The sequence below is a fragment of the Solidesulfovibrio fructosivorans JJ] genome, assembly GCF_000179555.1.
Classification (GTDB): domain Bacteria; phylum Desulfobacterota; class Desulfovibrionia; order Desulfovibrionales; family Desulfovibrionaceae; genus Solidesulfovibrio; species Solidesulfovibrio fructosivorans.
Genome location: NZ_AECZ01000002.1, coordinates 273,120 through 290,147, shown reverse-complemented (window position 1 = coordinate 290,147; position 17,028 = coordinate 273,120). Strand labels below are relative to the sequence as shown.

Genomic DNA, 17,028 nt, shown 5'->3' with positions numbered 1-17,028 from the left:
TCGCGACTGCGGGCGCGACGGCCCGGTTCTTCGATTACTTCGACAGCCAGGGCAGCACCTGCTCGGCGAAGTAGGTGATGATCATGTCCGCGCCGGCCCGCTTGATGCCGGTCAGCGACTCCAGGATGGCCCCCTTGCCGTCGAGCCAGCCGTTGGCGATGGCGGCCTGGAGCATGGCGTACTCGCCGCTGACCTGGTAGGCGACCAGGGGCACGTCGAAATTGTCGCGCAGCAGGCGCACCACGTCGAGATAGGGCATGGCCGGCTTGACGATGAGCATGTCCGCGCCCTCGGACAGGTCGGCCGCGGCCTCGCGCAGGCCTTCGCGCACGTTGGCCGGGTCCATCTGGTAGCCGCGCCGGTCGCCGAAGGCCGGCGTGCTGTCGGCGGCGTCGCGAAACGGCCCGTAAAAGCACGAGGCGTACTTGACGGCGTAGGACATGATGGGGATGTGGCTGAAGTCGGCATCGTCGAGGGCCATGCGGATGGCTCCCACGCGGCCGTCCATCATGTCCGAGGGGGCGATGATGTCCGCGCCGGCCCGGGCGTGGCTCACGGCCGTCTTGGCCAGAAGCTCGAGGGTCGGATCGTTTTGCACCTCGCCGCGTCCGTCGATCAGGCCGCAATGGCCATGGCTCGTGTATTCGCACAGGCACACATCGGTGACCACGACCAGTTCGGGATAGGTCTCCTTGAGGCGCATCACCGCCTTTTGCACGATGCCGTCATCGGCGTAGGCCCCGGAACCGACCGGGTCCTTTTTCTCGGGCAGGCCGAAGATGATGGCCGAACGCAACCCGGCCTCCATGGCCGCGCCCACCCGCGCGACCAGGCGCTCCACGGAAAGCTGGCTCTGGCCGGGAAGGGAGGATATGGGACGCTCGAAATTCGGGTCGGCCGTATCGACCACGAAATAGCCCTGGATGAGGTCGTCCGGGCGCAGTTCGGTTTCGCGCACCATGTCGCGCAAAAAAGGCGTGCGGCGCAGCCGACGGCCGCGATGAAACTCGCCGAAAACCATGACAGTCCTCGCTTCGCTGACGTTGGATCAGTGTTTACGGATGGGGAAGAACGCGCCCACAATGTCGTCTATCTGGTCCTGGCCGGCGGCGGCCAGTTCGGGCAGGCGCTCGGGGGCGAGACCAAGCATGTCCCAGGCTTCGGTTTCGAGGGTGGGCACCATGGACGAAGCCGGCGGGGTGTGCCCCAGAGCCACGGCCATGATGTCGGCCAGATGCAGGATGGCCGGCTCGATGTCGCCCGGACAGGCCGAGGGCTTGTGGTGGCAGGTGACGATGCCGACCAGCGCCTCGGGAAATTTCCAGGCCCGCAGCAGCAGCCCCCCGACCAAGGGATGGGCGAAGCCCACCACCTCGTTTTCGGCCACGAAAAGGGGCGTCATGTTGGCCTTGGCGTAATAGATGGCTTCCACCGCCGCATGGGGCAGCTTCTTGAAAAGCACCAGCCGGCCGATGTCGTGCAGGATCCCGGCCACAAACAGCCGCTCGCCGCTGCTTGCCCCAACGACGTCCCCGATCAGCCGGGCGAAGACGCCGACGGCCACGGAATGCTCCCAGAACGTGCGCATGTTGATGAGTTCCGGGGGGATGTCCTTGAAGGCGTTCATGGCCGAAATGCCGAGCGCCAGGGTGGAGACTTCCTGGCCGCCGAGGACCATCACCGCCCGCGAGATGGAATCCACGCGGTGGGGCAGGCCGTAAAAGGGGCTGTTGACGAGTTTTAAGAGCTTGGCGGTAAGGCTCGTGTCCTTGCTGATGACGTCGGCCACCTGGCCTGAGGAGCTGCTCGGCGAATCGAGCACCTGGCGGATCTTGAAATAGATGTCCGGGAACGAGGCGAGCTTCACCTCGCTGTCCACGAGGTCGTCGACCCCGCCCTCCTCGCGGAAAAAGAGGTCCCCCATGGATTCGGCCCGGGGGTTGGGAGGGATGTCCGGCGGCAGTTCCGCGCCCGAAAGAAGCGCCCGCGCCTGCTTCAGGACGGCGGTCTCGAACAGGGCGGCCATGGCCGGGTGCGACATGTCGTTGGCCAGAAACCGGCGAAAAACATAGATGGCGCTTTGCTCGACGAGCGCCGGCGGGATGTCCGCGATCCCGGCTTCGTCCGACGACGCGCCCTCGGTCACGTCCGCGCCGACCACGCCACGCTTGCGCAGGCTCCCGATATGGCTGTCGGTAAGCGTCATTCCCTTGGGCAACAGCATGTTGCCGTCAGGCCCAAGGAGGTCTGACGCCAGTGTCATGCCCGGTTCCAGCGCGTCCAGGGGTAACCTGCCCACGATGTGCTCCTTCGTTGCCGCCCGCCCAACAGGCCGCTTCACATACGCTTCTTCATATTCTTTTTTCCCGGACATGGTCAACCGGCTCGAGAACGCTTTACAGCCCCCCGCATGGAGAGTATGACCGCCGCCGTAAAGCAACCGTCACTCTACGGACGCAAACATTTCGGGGGACCGTTTCATGAGCGCAAGCGTGGCATCGCTGGCGACCGCCAAGGAAGCCAGGAAAATCGTGGAAGCGGAGACCGTGCCCGCCATGGCCGCCGCAACGGACGACAAGGCCCGCCTGGCCATCGCCCTGGAAGCCCTTTCGGCCATTGCCGGAGAAAACGACTTGACCTGTGTGCGGACGCTCTTCCGCATGCGCCGCCAGGCCGAAAAGGCGCTTTTGCGCATCAGGGGCTCCCGCAACGACCAGCATACCCTGTTTTAACCGCCCGCGGCGGCCGCGCCGCCCCGCCGGCTTTTCGCCAGCGCGAATGCGAGAGGGGGACCCTTTTTGAAAAAAGGGTCCCCCTCTCGCGCTCTCCCCTCCCAAAAACTTCTGACGGTTACAGGCAGCGTAACGCTAACAGGCTGTAACCGTTAAAAGTCTTTGGAAGGGGGGTCCGGGGGGAGAACCTTTCTGCAAGAAAGGTTTCCCCCCGGCACGTCTTTTCGAATTTTACTCTTCAGGGCGAATTTCGTCGTCGGTCAGGTAGCAGGCCGGATCGGGCGCCCAGACATCGCCGGTGACGGCCTCGGCCCGGGCCCGGAAGTTGCCGCCGCAGATGGCGAGATAGCGGCAGGTGGCGCAGCGCCCGGTGACGTAGCGCTTTTTGTCCTTGAGCTTGGCCAGCAGTTCGATGTTCGGGTCGTCCCAGATCTGGGAGAACGGCCGCTCGCGCACGTTGCCGAACACGTGGTGCCGCCAGAACTGGTCGGCGTGAACCTTGCCGTCCCAGGAGATGCAGCCGATGCCCCGGCCGGAGCTGTTGCCTTCGTTAAACGAGAGCAGCTCCGCCACCTCGGCCGCGCGCTTGGGGTCCTCGCGCGCCAAGCGCATGTAGACGTAGGGGCCGTCGGCGTGGTTGTCCACGGTGAGGACTTCCTTGGGATGCCCCGCATCGTGCAGGGCCCGGGTGCGGTCCATGATCAGGTCGACCAGGGCCCGCGTGGCCGCGTGGTCCAGGTCTTCCTTGATCAGCTCCGAGCCGCGGCCGGAGTAGACCAGATGATAAAAGCAGATGCGCGGCACTTCGAGGTCGCGCAGCAGGTCGAAAAGAAGCGGCACTTCGCTGGCGTTGCGCTTGTTGATGGTAAAGCGCAGCCCGACCTTGAGCCCTTCCTTCTGGCAGTTCTCGATGCCGGCCAAAGCCTTCTTGTAAGAGCCCGCCACGCCCCGGAAGCGGTCGTGCACTTCCTCGCCGCCGTCCAGGGAGATGCCGACGTAGGACAGACCCACGGCCTTGAGCTCCCGAGCCTTTTCGCGGCTGATGAGCGTGCCGTTGGTGGAGATGACGGCCCGCATGCCCCGGGAGGTGGCGTGGGAGGCAAGCTCGGTCAGGTCCTTGCGCACGAGCGGCTCGCCGCCGGAAAAAAGCATCACCGGCGCGCCGTAGGCGGCCAGATCGTCGATCATGGCCTTGGCTTCCTCGGTGCCGATGTCGTCCACGCCCTCCGGGTCCACGGCCTTGGCGTAGCAGTGCACGCACTTGAGGTTGCAGCGCCGGGTCATATTCCAGACCACGACGGGCTTTTTGTCCGCGGAAAACTGGAGCAGGTGCGACGGGAGCTTGCCCGACTGGCGGCCGTAACGCAGGGCGTCGGAGGGCTCCACCCCGCCGCAGTAAAGCTTGGATATGCCGATCATGAAAAATCCTCTGTTTCGTTGGGTGGGAAGGCCCTATAATACATTTTCGACCAACGCGGTAGGGGGCGTGTCCGCTTACGGCCTTCTGGCGGTCATGAGAAACACGGTGAAGGCGCGCACGGCCCCGTCCTTGCCCGGCCGCTCGATGGTGGCGGCGGTGGTCGCGTCGATATCCGTAAACCCGCATCCGGCCAGCATGTCGGCCAGTTCCAGGCGATCGAAGCCGAAATGGTGGACCCCCTCGTTGTCGGGGTGGAAGGCCCCGCCCTCGCTGTCGAGATCGGCCAGGGCCAGGCGGGCGCCCTTGTTCGCGGCCTTGAGCAGCCGTTCCAGCACGGGGGGAATGTCCGCGACATGGTGCAGGGCCATGGCGCTGCCGATGAGGTCGTAGGTCCCGGGCAGGGGGTCGCCCGCGCCGATGTCGGCCAGGATGGTGGCCACGTTGTCGAGGTCGGCCGCCTCGATCTTGGCGTCGAGTTTGGCCAGCATGCCCGGCGAGGAGTCGAGCCCGGTGACACGCTGGCAACGCCTGGCCAGTTCCAGGGTCAATAGCCCCGTGCCGCAGCCGAAATCCAGGGCATCGGACACGGGCTCCCGAAACAGCCCGACCCGCTCCATGGCGGCGGCGATGTCGCCGGCCAGCTTGCGGCGGAACGGATTGGCGTCCCAGGCCTCGGCCCGGGCATTGAAAAGCGCGACGTTGTCATCCATGAATGTCTCCCTCCGGCCAAGCGTACGACTCAAAAAAAGGCCGGTCCGCCATGCGCGGCGGCCTTTGCCGTCGACCAGATTCCCGGCGCGGCGTCAAGGAGGAAATGTCAGGAGGGATCGGCGGCGGGCGACGCCGACTGGCGGGACCGCGTAATGGCGGCCGTGATCTTGGCCAGCAGCTCGTCGATATCACAAGGTTTCAGCAGGTAATCGGCCGCCCCGGCGTCCAGGCCGTCCTTGGCCGCCTCCTCGGAGCCGTGTCCGGTGAGCATGATCACGGGCATGGACGGGACCATCTTCTTGAAAATCTTGAGCACCTCGATGCCGTCCATATCCACCATCTTGAGGTCGCACACCGCCGCGTCGCAGGCGTTTTCATGCAGCGTGCGCACGGCCTCGGCGCCGGAAAACGCCACCAGGACCTCGAGCCCCCGCCGCCGCAGGCGCTTGGCCAGCACTTCGGTGAAGCCGGCCTCGTCGTCGATGAGAAGAACCCGCAACGGTTTGTCACTCATGAGCGCTTGAAACCTTTTTGATGTTGTCCGGGGGAGGGAACTTTTGAAAAAAATTCCCTCCCCCGGGCCCCCACCCTCAAAAACTTTTCGCGGGGGGAAAAATATCACCAAGCCTTTGCCCGGGGACGGAGCGCTTAGGACCGCTCCGCGTCGGCTTTCGGGTCTTCGGGGCCGGATGGTTGGGTGGCGGCCTGGGGTTCGGGGTGGCCGGCCGAGGGCAGGGAGATCCGGAAGGTCGCGCCCTGTTCCGGGGCCGATTCCACGGTGATCTCGCCGCCGAGCTTCTTGACGATGCCGTAGCAAATGGAAAGGCCCAGCCCCGTGCCCTTGCCCACGGCCTTGGTGGTGAAAAAGGGCTCGAAAATGCGGGCGGCCACGGCCTTCGGCATGCCGTGCCCGGTATCGGACACGACAAGCTCCACGTGATCGCCGGCCAGCCGGGTGGCAAGCGTCAGGTCGCCGCCGTTTTTCTCCATGGCGTCCAGGGCGTTGTTGACGAGGTTGAGCACGAGCTGCTGGAGCTCCGAGGGCGAGCCGGCCACATGGGGCAGGTTCTCGGCCAGATCGGTCTTGATGCGCACGTTGACGTAGCGGGCGCGCTTGTCGGACAGCTCGGCCATCTCGGCCACCAGGGCGTTGAGGTCCAGCTCCTTGATGCGTTCGTCGGTCTTGCGCGCGAAACTCAGGAGCTTGTGGGTGATTTCCTTGCAGCGCGTTCCCTGCAGGCGGATCTGGTCCAGGGCCCGGCGCATCTCGGCCATGTTCTCGGGCGTGTCGTGGTCGTCGTCGGCCAGGATGTCCGTCACCCAGCCGGCCTCTTCCATCATGATGGCCACGGGGTTGTTGATCTCGTGGGCGATGCCAGCGGCCAGCTCGCCGACCGAGGCCAGCTTGCCGGCCTCGATGACCTGGTCATTGAGAAGGTCGCGCTCGGCGTCGGCCGTGGCGATGCGCCCGACCATGCGCTTGGCCAGCCACCAGGCGGCGACCAAAACCAGCACCACGCCCACGGACACGATGACGATGGCCAGCACCCTGGCCCGATAGAGCGAAGGAAAGGCGTCGGCCTCGTCCTGCTGGTAGACGAGGGCCCAATCCCCGTTTTTCAGCACGGCCGCGACGTAAAGCAGCCGGCGTCCCGACTCCGGGGACTCGTGGGTGAACACCATGACCTTGTCGGCGGCCATGGCCGGCGCGCCGCCCGCGCCGCTCCATATCCTCGCCCGCAAAAACGGCGCGTCGATCTGGAGCCCCCGCTTGGGCGTGGTTTGCAGCTCGCCCCGGGCGCTTAAGATAAACGCCTGCCCCGTGGCCCCCTGGCCGATATTTTCCACCAGCTTGTTGAAGGCGGCAAAGTCGATGGTGGAGCGCAGGATGTATTCCCGGCCGTCATGGGAGCGCCGCACCGCCACCACGAAATGGGGCAGCCCGCGCAGGCCGAGGAACACGTCGCTTACGGTCACATCGTTTTTGCTGGCGGCGGCGAACCACGGCGAATCGGCGTAATCGGCCCGGCCCAGGCGGTAGGGCCCGGCATAGGACACGAGCTTCCCGGCGGCATCGACCAGCCCCAGGTCCACGAACACCCCGCCGTGCTCCTTTTGCATGGTGGCCAAAAGCGCGCCCAGGGAGATGTCGCCGCTCAGCGAGGAAAACGGGGTCAGATCGGCCAGCACCCGCAGCTCGGCGGCGGATTCGCGCAAAAACGACCCCACCTGCTGCGTGTGTTTGAGCACCAGCTCTTCCAGGTGCTCCACCACCTTGGCCCGATACGCGGTATGGAACTGGTAGCCGAGCATGACCGCGCAGGCCAGAAGCGGGGCCAGCGCCACCACCGCCACCCAGGCCACCATGCTGCGGGTCAGGGACTGATAGTAATGGCGATCGCTCAAAGGGTCCCTCCAGCGGCGGCGGGCGGAATCACGGTGGCCAAATACATGAAAAAAGCATACGTCTCCGGAAAGGCTTTTACAAGCGGCCAGGAATCGTCCGTGGCCCCGACCGGCGGGAGGCAGCATGGCCGAGGGCGTGATCGACCTCATCAAGCAGTTGCGGGATTTGAAGGCCCACGAGCACTTGGCCGGATTCGCCGGATTCCGTCTCGACCTGGGCCTTGGCGGCGCGCCCAAGGACGGCGTGCTCAAGATCGCCGAATTCGTCCGGCCGGACGGCTCGGGCTACATCACCCTGACCTTTCAGACCGATCCCGACCCCGAGCCGGATCGCCGGGCCGCCCTGGCCGGCGTGTTCGACCGGTTCGGCCGGTTCGCCCAGGCGGCCGACGCCACGACCGGGGCCGGCCGGTTCGGCCAGGGGTTCGAATACATCATGATGGCCTCGCAGGGCCTTGTCGACGGCGACCCCTGGTTCGTCGTGGACATGGACATCTACTACAAAAAGCTGGCGGGACGGCTGCGCGCCCTGGTCGAAGAGGCGGTGCTGCCGGGACTTGCCGGGGTGATGCCCGTGACCTTCGAACCGGTCAACTGGTGGGACTGACCGCCACGGGGCGCGAGGCGGAGGATTGGACGACGCCGCGCTTTTGCTCTACCAGGGACGCCGGGCCGCGCTTTCGCGGCCGATACGCGGCGTCGCCTCACGAGACCGAAGGGGTGACACGCCGTTTTTGTTGCCAAAACGCCGGGAACGGTCAGAACGCTTCCCGAAAACGCGGGGCACGGTCCGCGCCGCCCCGGAGATAGCGACACGCGCCCATGCCTGCCGGATCACAACGACAACGCCTGCTCACCGCCGCCGTGGGCCTGCCGGTCCTGGCCGTGGCCGTGGCCGTCGGCGGCTGGCTGCTGGCCCTTTTGACCGCCGTGGCCGCCGCCGTGGCCATGCGGGAATTCTTCGCCATGACCGGCCGCCCCGGGCCGCTTTTGGAGGCGATCGGCCTCGCCCTCGGGCTTATCGTCGTCGGCAGCGCCGTCCTTGGCGGCTGGCCCGTGGCCGGCCTCGCCCTGGGGCTGGCCTTCTGGATCGAACAGTTCACGTTCCTCGGCCGCTTCGCCGGCCGGGGCGAGACCGATCCACCGCGCGCCGCCTTGGCCGCGGCGCTCCTCTACGTCGCCTTTCCCCTGCGCTTTCTGTGCGTCTTTTCCCCCCTGGGAACGGTCTTCGTCCTGGCCGTGGTCATGGCCGCGGACACCGGGGCCTACTACGCGGGGAGCCTCATCGGCGGACCCAAGGTCTGGCCGGCGGTCAGCCCGGGCAAGACCTGGGCCGGCACCTGCGGCGGCCTTTTGGCCTCGGCGATCGTCGCCTCGGTCTTTGCCGCGTCCGCGCGCTTCGCGCCCGGGCCGCTGGCCTTGGCCGGCATGGGCCTGATCATGGCCGGCGTCTCCCAAATGGGCGATTTTTTCGAATCCGCGCTCAAGCGCGCCGCCGGGGTCAAGGACTCGGGAAACCTGCTCCCGGGCCATGGCGGCGTGCTCGACCGCATCGACGGGCTGCTGCCCGCCATCTTGGTCTACGCAGCCGGCCGGCCCCTGCTCGGGCTGGGGTAAAGGAGGTCGTCAGGCATGGACGATGCCGTTGCCGCGCCGCCGGGCGAACGCGAAGCCCGTTTCGACGTCTGCCTCGAACGCCTGGAAGAACTCAAGGCCATCAAAGCCCGCCGGGAAGTGCTGGAGGAGCGGGTTTTTCTGGAATTTCTCAAGGCCAACCGGAGCCGGATCGACGAGTTTCCCCTGCTCGAAACCGAGCAGCAGGGACTCATGGACATGCTGTTGCGCCGGACCGAAGGGCTGCACCCGGGGCACGAGTACATCAAGGAACACTTCTCCGCCTACCTGATCGAGCTCAACCACTACGGCAAGGCCAAGGCCGTGGGGGATGCCTCCGCCAAGCAAAAGCTGGCCCGGCGCCTGGAGCGCAAAGAGACGGTCGTGGTCAAATGCCTCCAGGGCGCGGTCTATGCCTCGTGCCTGATCAAGGACAATTTCAGCGACGCCATCATCCGCCACTTCGGCGAGGCCTCCCTGGCCAAGATCGACGAGATCACCTCCACCCTGGTCTTCGACGAGCTCTACTGGCGGGCCTACATCGAGCGCTTCATCAAGGAAGAGGTGCGCGGGGCCTACGACGACATCCTGGCCGAACGCCGCTACCGCATCTCCCGCGAAGGCCAGCTCCTCATCATCGCCTTTCCCTTCGACGCGGTGCTGCAAAAGCTCAAGGGCACGACCAAGGCCATCTCCAAAACCCGCGTCCAGACGGCCTTCGACGAGGCCGCCGCCTCCACGGAAGGCCGGTCCCATCTCGAAACCGCCCTGTCGGTGCTCGCCCGGGCCGAGATTCCCCAATGGGCAAAACGCCCGGACCGCGACGAAGCGGCCTTTGCCGCCCAGGTCGCCGCCGTGGACGCGGTCACGGCGCGGTACGGCGCGGCCGCCGGCAGCGGGGAGGCCGAGGCCGACGACGACGCCCAGGAACTGCGGGCCGAACAGATCGTGGCCCTGTGCGTGGGCGCCGCGGCCTCGATGCGGGTGGTGCGCGAGGACTTCACCCGGGCCCTGCGGGACTTCTCCCCCAAGGAGGCGGCCTGGATCGTGCAAATGGCCGGCTCCTTCGACGCGCCCCGGCTGGGCCTCGTGCTCGAACACATCATGGAATTCGACTTCGCCTACCTGCTGCGGGAAAAAGGCGAGGCCGACGCCGGGCGCATCCAGATCAAGACCGCCCGCACCCGGCGCGCCCCCAAGGAGACCGTGGAAGGGCTCGTCGACGCCGGCTTCAACAAGGTGCGGCGCAAGCAGTTTTTCGAGGACGACGGCGACGCGCCCGAGTTTTTTCTTTTTCGCCCCAGAAACGCGGCCGAGATGCAGGAACGCCTGCGTTTGCTCCAGATCGAGCCCGACCTGACCAGGACCCTGGTGGGCCTGTGGGAGATGGCCTCCCACAAGGTCGACCTCTACGTCTGCATCAACCTGGCCGCCCTCGGCAAGGTGGCCGCCAACCTGTCCGCCCGCATCACCGAAATACTCGGCCGCTACGGCATCACCCCGCCCGGGGCCGCCGAGCCGGCCAAAGCCAACCGCGACGCATGACCAACTCTTCTCCAAACGCGATATCGTCTCCCGACGCCCTGGGCGTGGGGTACATCACCTCCCTCGACGTGCCGGCCCCCAGCCGCCCGAGGCGGCTTGCCGTGCTCGGCGCCACCGGCTCCATCGGCGTCAGCTCCCTGCGCGTGGCCGCCGAACATCCAGACAAATACGCCGTGGCCGCCCTGGCCGGAGCCACCAACGTGACGCTTCTGGCCGAACAGGCGGCGGCGTTTCGACCGCCGGTTCTGGCCGTGCTGACGGACGAACGCGCCGACGCCCTGCGAAAGCTCCTGCCGGCCGGCTATGCCCCGGACATCCTTGTCGGCCCGGAAGGCTACGCCGCCCTGGCCGCCCTCCCCGAGGCCGACGTGGTCGTTTCGGCCATCGTGGGCGCGGCCGGGCTGTTGCCGACGCTGGCCGCCGTTGCCGCCGGCAAGGTGGTGGCGCTCGCCAACAAGGAGTCCCTCGTCCTTGCCGGCGACCTCATCCGGGAAACGGCCCGGCGCACGGGCGCGGTCATCCTGCCCGTGGATTCCGAGCACAACGCCCTGTTCCAGGCCCTCGGCGGCGCGGGACTTCCCGACCTGGCCCTGGTCGAGCGACTGGTGCTGACGGCCTCGGGCGGCCCCTTCCGCACCCGGCAAACCGACGAACTGGCCGCCGTCACCCCGGCCATGGCGCTCAATCACCCCACCTGGGCCATGGGACCGAAAATCAGCGTCGATTCGGCCACGCTCATGAACAAGGGCCTGGAGGTCATCGAGGCCTGCCGGCTCTACGGCCTGCCCGTGTCCATGGTCGATGTGGTGGTCCATCCCCAAAGCATCGTCCATTCCCTGGCCCAGCTCCACGACGGTTCCCTTTTGGCCCATCTGGGGCCGCCGGACATGCGGGTGGCCATCGCCTATTGCCTGGGCTACCCCGAGCGCCTGCCCCTGGCCGTGCCCCGGGTGGACCTGGTGACGCTCGGCAGCCTCACCTTCGAGGCCCCGCGCCACGACGCCTTTCCCTGCCTGGGGCTGGCCCGCGACGCCCTGGCCGCCGGAGCGAGCCATACCGTGGTCCTAAACGCCGCCAACGAGGTGGCGGTCGCGCTTTTCCTTCAAGGCAGCCTTCCCTTCATGGGCATCGCTTCGGCCATCGCCGACGCCCTCGCCGCCCACGCCGGGGAAGCGCTCCCGGACGCGGACTCCATCATGGACCTCGACGCCCGGGCGCGCCGGCGCGCCCTGGAGACGGCAAAGCGCGCCTGACGGCATTGCCTCGCCGCCAAGGCCGCTTATTATAATGCATCGGCCGCGCGCCCGACCGGAGTGTTCCGGCGACGGGCCGGCCGCGCAAAACCCGCCCCCGACGCCTGATACGACCGCCGGGGAGCACCCGAGTCAGCATGATTCAAAGCATCGTCGCCGTGGCCCTGGTTCTGGGGGGCCTCATCTTCTTCCATGAACTGGGGCACTTCCTGGCCGCCCGGACCTTTGGCATGGGCGTGGCCACCTTTTCCCTGGGCTTTGGCCCCAAACTGCTGGGATTTACCCGGGGCAAGACCCGTTACCAGCTTTCCGCCATTCCGCTCGGCGGCTACGTGCAGCTCGTGGGACAGGACCCGGACGATCCCATACCGGACGGTTTCGCCCCGCACGAGGAATTCAAGCTGCGCCCGGCCTGGCAGCGCATGATCGTGGTGGCGGCCGGGCCGCTGTTCAACTTCTTCCTGGCCTGGCTGCTTTTCTGGTGCCTGCTCGTGGCCGAGGGCCGTTTCGAGATGCTGCCCGTGGTCGGCCAGGTCCAGGCCGACAGCCCGGCGGAACAGGCGGGAATCACCGCCGGCGACACCATCACGGCCATAAACGGCGCTCCCGTGGCCAACTGGGACGAGATGGCCCGTTCCATCCGGGGCGGCGGCGGCAAGCCCGTCGCCCTCACCGTGCGCCGCGACGGCAAGGACCTGACCTTCACCCTGACCCCGGTCATGCGCACCATCAAAAACCTCTTCGGCGAGAAGGAAAGCGCGCCGCTGGTCGGCATCGTGGCCTCGGGCAAGACCCGGGCCGTGCCCATGGGCGCGGGCTCGGCCGCCGGCGAGGCCGTCAGGCAGACCTGGGACGTGGTGGCGGTGACCTACACGGGCCTGCTCAAGCTCATCGAGCGGGTGGTGCCCCTGGACAGCCTCGGCGGCCCCATCATGATCGCCCAGATGGTCAGCAAGCAGGCGGCGGAGGGCATCGGCAACGTGGTGGCCCTGGCCGCGCTTATAAGCGTCAACCTCGGCGTGCTGAACCTGCTGCCCATCCCGGTCCTGGACGGCGGCCACCTGCTTTTCTACACCCTGGAAATCATCATGCGCAAACCGGTGAGCCCCCGCATGCGGGCGCTGACCACAAGGCTCGGGCTGGCCTTTCTCATCGCGCTGATGCTTCTGGCCACGGTCAACGACATCCGCCGGCAGTTAAGCGTGCTCAATGGCTGACGCGCGCCCCTTGCCGGCCGCAGGGCCGCTGCTCGTCATAAACGGCGTCTCGCCGCGCCTGACCGTGCTGCTTGGACGGCCCGGACGGGAGACGCTGGTCCGTGAAAACGCCGCCACCGGCCACGCGGCGGCGGTCCTGGCCCCCATGGTCGCCGACATTTTGACGGCGGCGGGACTGGCCCCGGCGGACCTCGCCGGCATCGCCTGCGTGCGCGGCCCGGGCAGCTTCACCGGCATCCGGGTGGCCCTGGCCACGGCGCTCGGCCTGTCCCTGGCCACGGGCGCGCCCATGGCCGGCCTCGAATATCTGCCGCTCCTGGCCGCCTCGGCCGCCCGCCATGCCACCGGCGCGGTCATCGCCGTCACCCATGCCCGAAACGGACAGGTCTACCTCCAGCCCTTCCTGGCCGACGGCGACCTGGTGCCCATGGGGCCGCCCGAGGCGCTCTTCCTCGACGCCGCCGCCGCCCGGGTCGCCGAAGGAGCCGCCGTCGGGCCGCTGACCCTGGTCGGTGACGGCGCGACCCGCCACCGGGCCGCCCTGCTTCGCGCCGCGCCCCTGGCCGCCATCCCCGGGGACGGCGACCAGCCCGACCCCGACACCGTGCTGAAGCTGGCCCGGCAAGCGGCCTACGGCCCCGGCCAGGTCGAGCCCCTCTACCTGCGCCCGTCCGACGCCGAGGAAAACCTGGCCACCCTGGCCGCCGGCCGGGGGCTGTCCCCGGAAACGGCCCGGACCATGCTCAAGGACGCGGTCACACGGGAATGAGTTTTTCCGAAGACGGAGCGGGACGCGAAAGGGAAACCCCTTTCAACGGGTTCTCCCGCCGCGCGCGCCCCCTTCCTGAAGTTTCACCCGCCGCCACCCGCTTCAAAAAAACACCCGCGCCCCGGCCCCGTCGACGCCGCCGCCGCCCGGGGCAACGGCCCGTTGGGCTTTTCGCGTAGCCCTTCCGACGCGCGAAGGGTCGCGTCAATTCCGCGACGCCCGCCTTTTCTCCGAACAACCGCAGCAAATCGAAGCTGTTAGCCGCCGATACCGCCACGTGAAGCAAAACCGGCGGCGTCGGGAAGCCGACGGTTGCGGCCGCAAGGCCATCATGGGCCTCTTCCTGTTTCCCGCGAATCGTCGCTCCAGACCGTCTTGAATTTTTTCTCACGGCCCGACGGGGGACGCTAAAGAATCGATTTGGCGGCGTCGATAAGAACGGTGAAAAAGGCACGCAACCGGTTGTCGTCGGTCGAGGGCCCGCGGCCGCAACCGGGAAAGCACGAAGGGCAAGGACGCCCGCATCCATTCAAGGAGGAAACAACCATGTCGCTGAGCATCAATTACAACGGAATGGCCGCCAATGCGGCCCGTAACCTCTCGAATTCCTATTCTGCCCTGGCCACTTCGACCCAGCGCCTGTCCTCGGGCCTGCGCATCAACTCATCCGCCGACGACGCCGCCGGCCTGGCCATTCGCGAGCTCATGCGCGCCGATGTCGCCGCCATCAACCAGGGCGTGAGAAACGCCAACGACGCCATCTCCATGATCCAGACCGCCGACGGCGCGCTCCAGGTCGTGGACGAAAAGCTCATCCGCATGAAGGAACTGGCCGAACAGGCCGCCACCGGCACCTACACCTCGGACCAGCGCCTCATCATCGACTCCGAATACCAGGCCATGGCTTCGGAAATCACCCGAATCGCCAACGCCACGGACTTCAACGGCATCTATCTTTTGAACGGCAACCTGTCCGCCAGCACCCACACCGGCTCCGGCCTCAACTCTTCGGGCAAGCTCAAGGTGCACTTCGGCTCCGGCAACCAGAGCGCCGAGGACTATTACTACGTCCAGATCGGCACCTCCACCGCTTCGGCCCTGGGCGTGGGCCTTGGCGCGGCATCGGGCGCCAGCGGGCGCAGCATCTCCACCCAGGAGCTGGCCCAGAAGGCCCTCGACGCCATCCAGACGGCCATCGTGTCCAAGGACAAGATCCGCGCCAACCTGGGCTCCCTGCAAAACCGCCTGGAGAACACCATCTCCAACCTGCAGATCCAGGGCGAAAACCTGAAGGCCGCCGAATCCCAGATCTCCGACGTCGATGTGGCCACGGAAATGACCCAGTTCGTGCGGCAACAGATCCTGACCCAGTCGGCGGTGGCCATGCTGTCCCAGGCCAACTCCCTGCCGCGTATGGCCATGCAGCTCATCCAAGGTTAAGCCTCGAGTTCATGACCGGTCGGGCCGCGGGACACGGCCCGACCGGTTTTTGGCATAAGAGTTGCTTAGATCCGACCGGAATCTCCCGTATGGGGCCAACTCTTTTTTCAGGGTAGCGAAATGTCCAGCACGGTCAGCGCCTACAAACCAGTAAGCACATCCGGCCAGGTCACCTATACGGGGCTTGGCAACGGCACGGATTTCAACTCCCTGATCACCAAGCTCGTCCAGGTCGAGCAAAGCCGCATCACCACGCTGCAAACCTGGAAACAGTCCTGGGTCAAAAAACAGGACGCCTTCCAGGAACTCAACTCCAAGCTCCTCTCGCTCAAGACCACCCTCCAGGGCATGGACACCGAGGGCGAATTCCTGGTCAAGGTGGCCAGTTCCACCAACTCCGGCGTCCTCACCGCCACCACCAGTTCCGGCGCGGACAACGGCACCCACGTCATCGAGGTGAACCGCCTGGCCACGGCCAAGGCCATGGTCACCCAGGTCGCTTTCGCCAACCCCAACCAGTCCATCAACATAAACCCCACAGACCAGACCTTCGCCTATACCTACAAAGGCACCACCTATTCCAACAACATCGGCACCAACTGCTCCCTGAACGACCTCGCCAGCATCATCAACAACGACGCCAACAACCCCGGCGTCAAGGCCAGCGTTGTCTATGACGGCACCGGCTACTTTCTCCAACTGCGCGGCATGGACACCGGCGATTCCGCCACGCTGACCATCGACTCCAGCACCACCCTGCCCTATTTCCAGGCCTCCGATTTCGACACCATCACCTCCAACGCCAGCGCCTTGCTCAAGCTCGACGGCTGGCCCACGGGCGCGACCAGCTACATTACCCGGGAAAGCAACACCGTCACCGACCTCATTCCAGGCGTCACCCTCAACCTCAAAAGCACAGGCACCGTCAACCTGACCGTGTCCACCGACACCGACGCCGTCAGGCACAACATCCAAACCTTCGTCGAACAGATGAACACGGTGCGATCCCTGCTGCAGGACCTCACCAAATACGACTCCACGACGTCGAAGGCCTCCATCCTGACCGGCAACTACGGCCTGCAGCTCATCGACACCAACCTCAAGACCGCCGTGGCCGGCAAGGGCGTCGGGTTCGACTACGACGCCGACACCTACTCCGTGCTGTCCCAGCTCGGCATCTTCACCAACGCCGAGGAAGGCGCCAAAAACGAGGGACTGCTCTACATCAGCAACGCTACCCTCAACGCCATCCTGGCCTCCAACGCCACCAAGGCGGCAGAACTCTTCGCCGCCAGTTACGCCGGCCGCGTGGACAGTTCCGAAATTTCCATCGCCTCCTACATCAAAGGCACGACCAAGTGCGGCACCTACGAACTGTCCTACACCACCGACGCCAGCGGCAAGATCACGGGCGCCACGATCAACGGCCATCCGGCCATCTACTCCAGCAACTCCAGCCTGATCACCGGCAAGCACGGCTATGACGAAGCCGGCTTGGTGCTCAAGGCCATCGACGTCTCGCCGGGCACCCACACCGCCACCGCATCCCTCAAGCAGGGCAAGACCGGCGAGCTGATCGATCTGCTCGGCGAATTGACCGACGCCAAAGAAGGCCCTCTGCACATCCTCGACGACAACTACGACGACATCACGGCCATGATCGACAACAAGATCGCCTTCGAGCAGCGCCGCATCGCCACCTACGCCTCCAACCTGCGCAAGCGCTTCGCCAAGGTCGACTCCCTGCTCTCCACCTACAACCAGCAGCAGAACCAGCTCGCTTCGGCCATAAAAAACCTCTCCTCCAGTTCATAACCGGAAGGAAACCGAACCTCGCCACGGCGGATACCATGCGAGACGATTGCCCCCGCTGGCGCAACGGCCAAGGCGGCCTCAGGCCGGCGCTGGCGGACATCGCCGG

The 17,028-nt window shown here is 66.4% G+C and carries 15 protein-coding genes; 9 read left to right on the top strand and 6 right to left on the bottom strand.

Features of this window, described 5'->3' with window-relative positions:
- Window positions 1-34: 34 nt before the first annotated feature.
- Window positions 35-1,021: a porphobilinogen synthase gene (gene hemB, locus DESFRDRAFT_RS02800; RefSeq protein WP_005990892.1), complete on the bottom strand. Its 987-nt coding sequence runs from the start codon at window positions 1,019-1,021 to the stop codon at window positions 35-37.
- Window positions 1,022-1,048: 27 nt separating this feature from the next.
- Window positions 1,049-2,299, bottom strand: a complete 1,251-nt coding sequence (locus DESFRDRAFT_RS02795; RefSeq protein WP_005990890.1) for an HDOD domain-containing protein — start codon at window positions 2,297-2,299, stop codon at window positions 1,049-1,051.
- A gap of 181 nt (window positions 2,300-2,480) precedes the next feature.
- Here DESFRDRAFT_RS02795 and DESFRDRAFT_RS02790 point away from each other — a divergent pair, with 181 nt between their 5' ends.
- On the top strand, window positions 2,481-2,732 hold the full coding sequence (locus tag DESFRDRAFT_RS02790) for a hypothetical protein (RefSeq protein WP_005990887.1): 252 nt from the start codon (window positions 2,481-2,483) through the stop codon (window positions 2,730-2,732).
- 231 nt (window positions 2,733-2,963) lie between these two features.
- On the opposite strand, the gene ahbC is transcribed toward DESFRDRAFT_RS02790, so the two are convergent.
- From ahbC to DESFRDRAFT_RS02770, 4 genes are all read right to left on the bottom strand, one after another.
- Window positions 2,964-4,151, bottom strand: coding sequence for a 12,18-didecarboxysiroheme deacetylase (gene ahbC, locus DESFRDRAFT_RS02785; RefSeq protein WP_005990885.1), 1,188 nt, complete (start codon window positions 4,149-4,151; stop codon window positions 2,964-2,966).
- Window positions 4,152-4,226: 75 nt separating this feature from the next.
- Entirely contained in the window at window positions 4,227-4,862 is a 636-nt protein-coding gene (locus DESFRDRAFT_RS02780) for a class I SAM-dependent DNA methyltransferase (protein ID WP_005990882.1), read from the bottom strand.
- A 107-nt stretch (window positions 4,863-4,969) separates the two neighbouring features.
- Window positions 4,970-5,377 carry a response regulator gene (locus tag DESFRDRAFT_RS02775; RefSeq protein WP_005990881.1) on the bottom strand — a complete coding sequence of 136 codons (408 nt, stop codon included), beginning with the start codon at window positions 5,375-5,377 and terminating at the stop codon, window positions 4,970-4,972.
- Window positions 5,378-5,511: 134 nt separating this feature from the next.
- A complete protein-coding gene (locus DESFRDRAFT_RS02770; RefSeq protein ID WP_005990879.1) occupies window positions 5,512-7,269 on the bottom strand; it encodes a sensor histidine kinase in 1,758 nt (585 codons plus the stop codon).
- Between the two features lie 124 nt (window positions 7,270-7,393).
- On the opposite strand from DESFRDRAFT_RS02770, the gene DESFRDRAFT_RS02765 reads away from it, so the two are divergent.
- The 8 genes from DESFRDRAFT_RS02765 (at window position 7,394) to fliD (ending at window position 16,922) form a co-directional block, all read left to right on the top strand.
- Window positions 7,394-7,876 (top strand): hypothetical protein, encoded by a 483-nt coding sequence (locus DESFRDRAFT_RS02765; RefSeq protein WP_005990877.1) that lies wholly within the window; start codon window positions 7,394-7,396, stop codon window positions 7,874-7,876.
- A gap of 215 nt (window positions 7,877-8,091) precedes the next feature.
- Entirely contained in the window at window positions 8,092-8,886 is a 795-nt protein-coding gene (locus DESFRDRAFT_RS02760) for a phosphatidate cytidylyltransferase (RefSeq protein WP_005990875.1), read from the top strand.
- A gap of 15 nt (window positions 8,887-8,901) precedes the next feature.
- Window positions 8,902-10,428 (top strand): hypothetical protein, encoded by a 1,527-nt coding sequence (locus tag DESFRDRAFT_RS02755; RefSeq protein WP_005990873.1) that lies wholly within the window; start codon window positions 8,902-8,904, stop codon window positions 10,426-10,428.
- Window positions 10,425-11,681: a 1-deoxy-D-xylulose-5-phosphate reductoisomerase gene (dxr, locus tag DESFRDRAFT_RS02750; protein WP_005990871.1), complete on the top strand. Its 1,257-nt coding sequence runs from the start codon at window positions 10,425-10,427 to the stop codon at window positions 11,679-11,681. The genes DESFRDRAFT_RS02755 and dxr overlap by 4 nt, the downstream gene beginning before the upstream one ends.
- Window positions 11,682-11,818: 137 nt before the next feature.
- On the top strand, window positions 11,819-12,898 hold the full coding sequence (gene rseP / locus DESFRDRAFT_RS02745; protein WP_005990868.1) for an RIP metalloprotease RseP: 1,080 nt from the start codon (window positions 11,819-11,821) through the stop codon (window positions 12,896-12,898).
- Entirely contained in the window at window positions 12,891-13,667 is a 777-nt protein-coding gene (gene tsaB, locus DESFRDRAFT_RS02740) for a tRNA (adenosine(37)-N6)-threonylcarbamoyltransferase complex dimerization subunit type 1 TsaB (RefSeq protein ID WP_005990866.1), read from the top strand. The genes rseP and tsaB overlap by 8 nt, the downstream gene beginning before the upstream one ends.
- A 546-nt stretch (window positions 13,668-14,213) precedes the next feature.
- Window positions 14,214-15,107, top strand: coding sequence for a flagellin N-terminal helical domain-containing protein (locus DESFRDRAFT_RS02735; RefSeq protein ID WP_005990864.1), 894 nt, complete (start codon window positions 14,214-14,216; stop codon window positions 15,105-15,107).
- Between the two features lie 120 nt (window positions 15,108-15,227).
- Window positions 15,228-16,922: a flagellar filament capping protein FliD gene (gene fliD / locus DESFRDRAFT_RS02730; protein ID WP_005990861.1), complete on the top strand. Its 1,695-nt coding sequence runs from the start codon at window positions 15,228-15,230 to the stop codon at window positions 16,920-16,922.
- The last annotated feature ends 106 nt before the right edge of the window (window positions 16,923-17,028 follow it).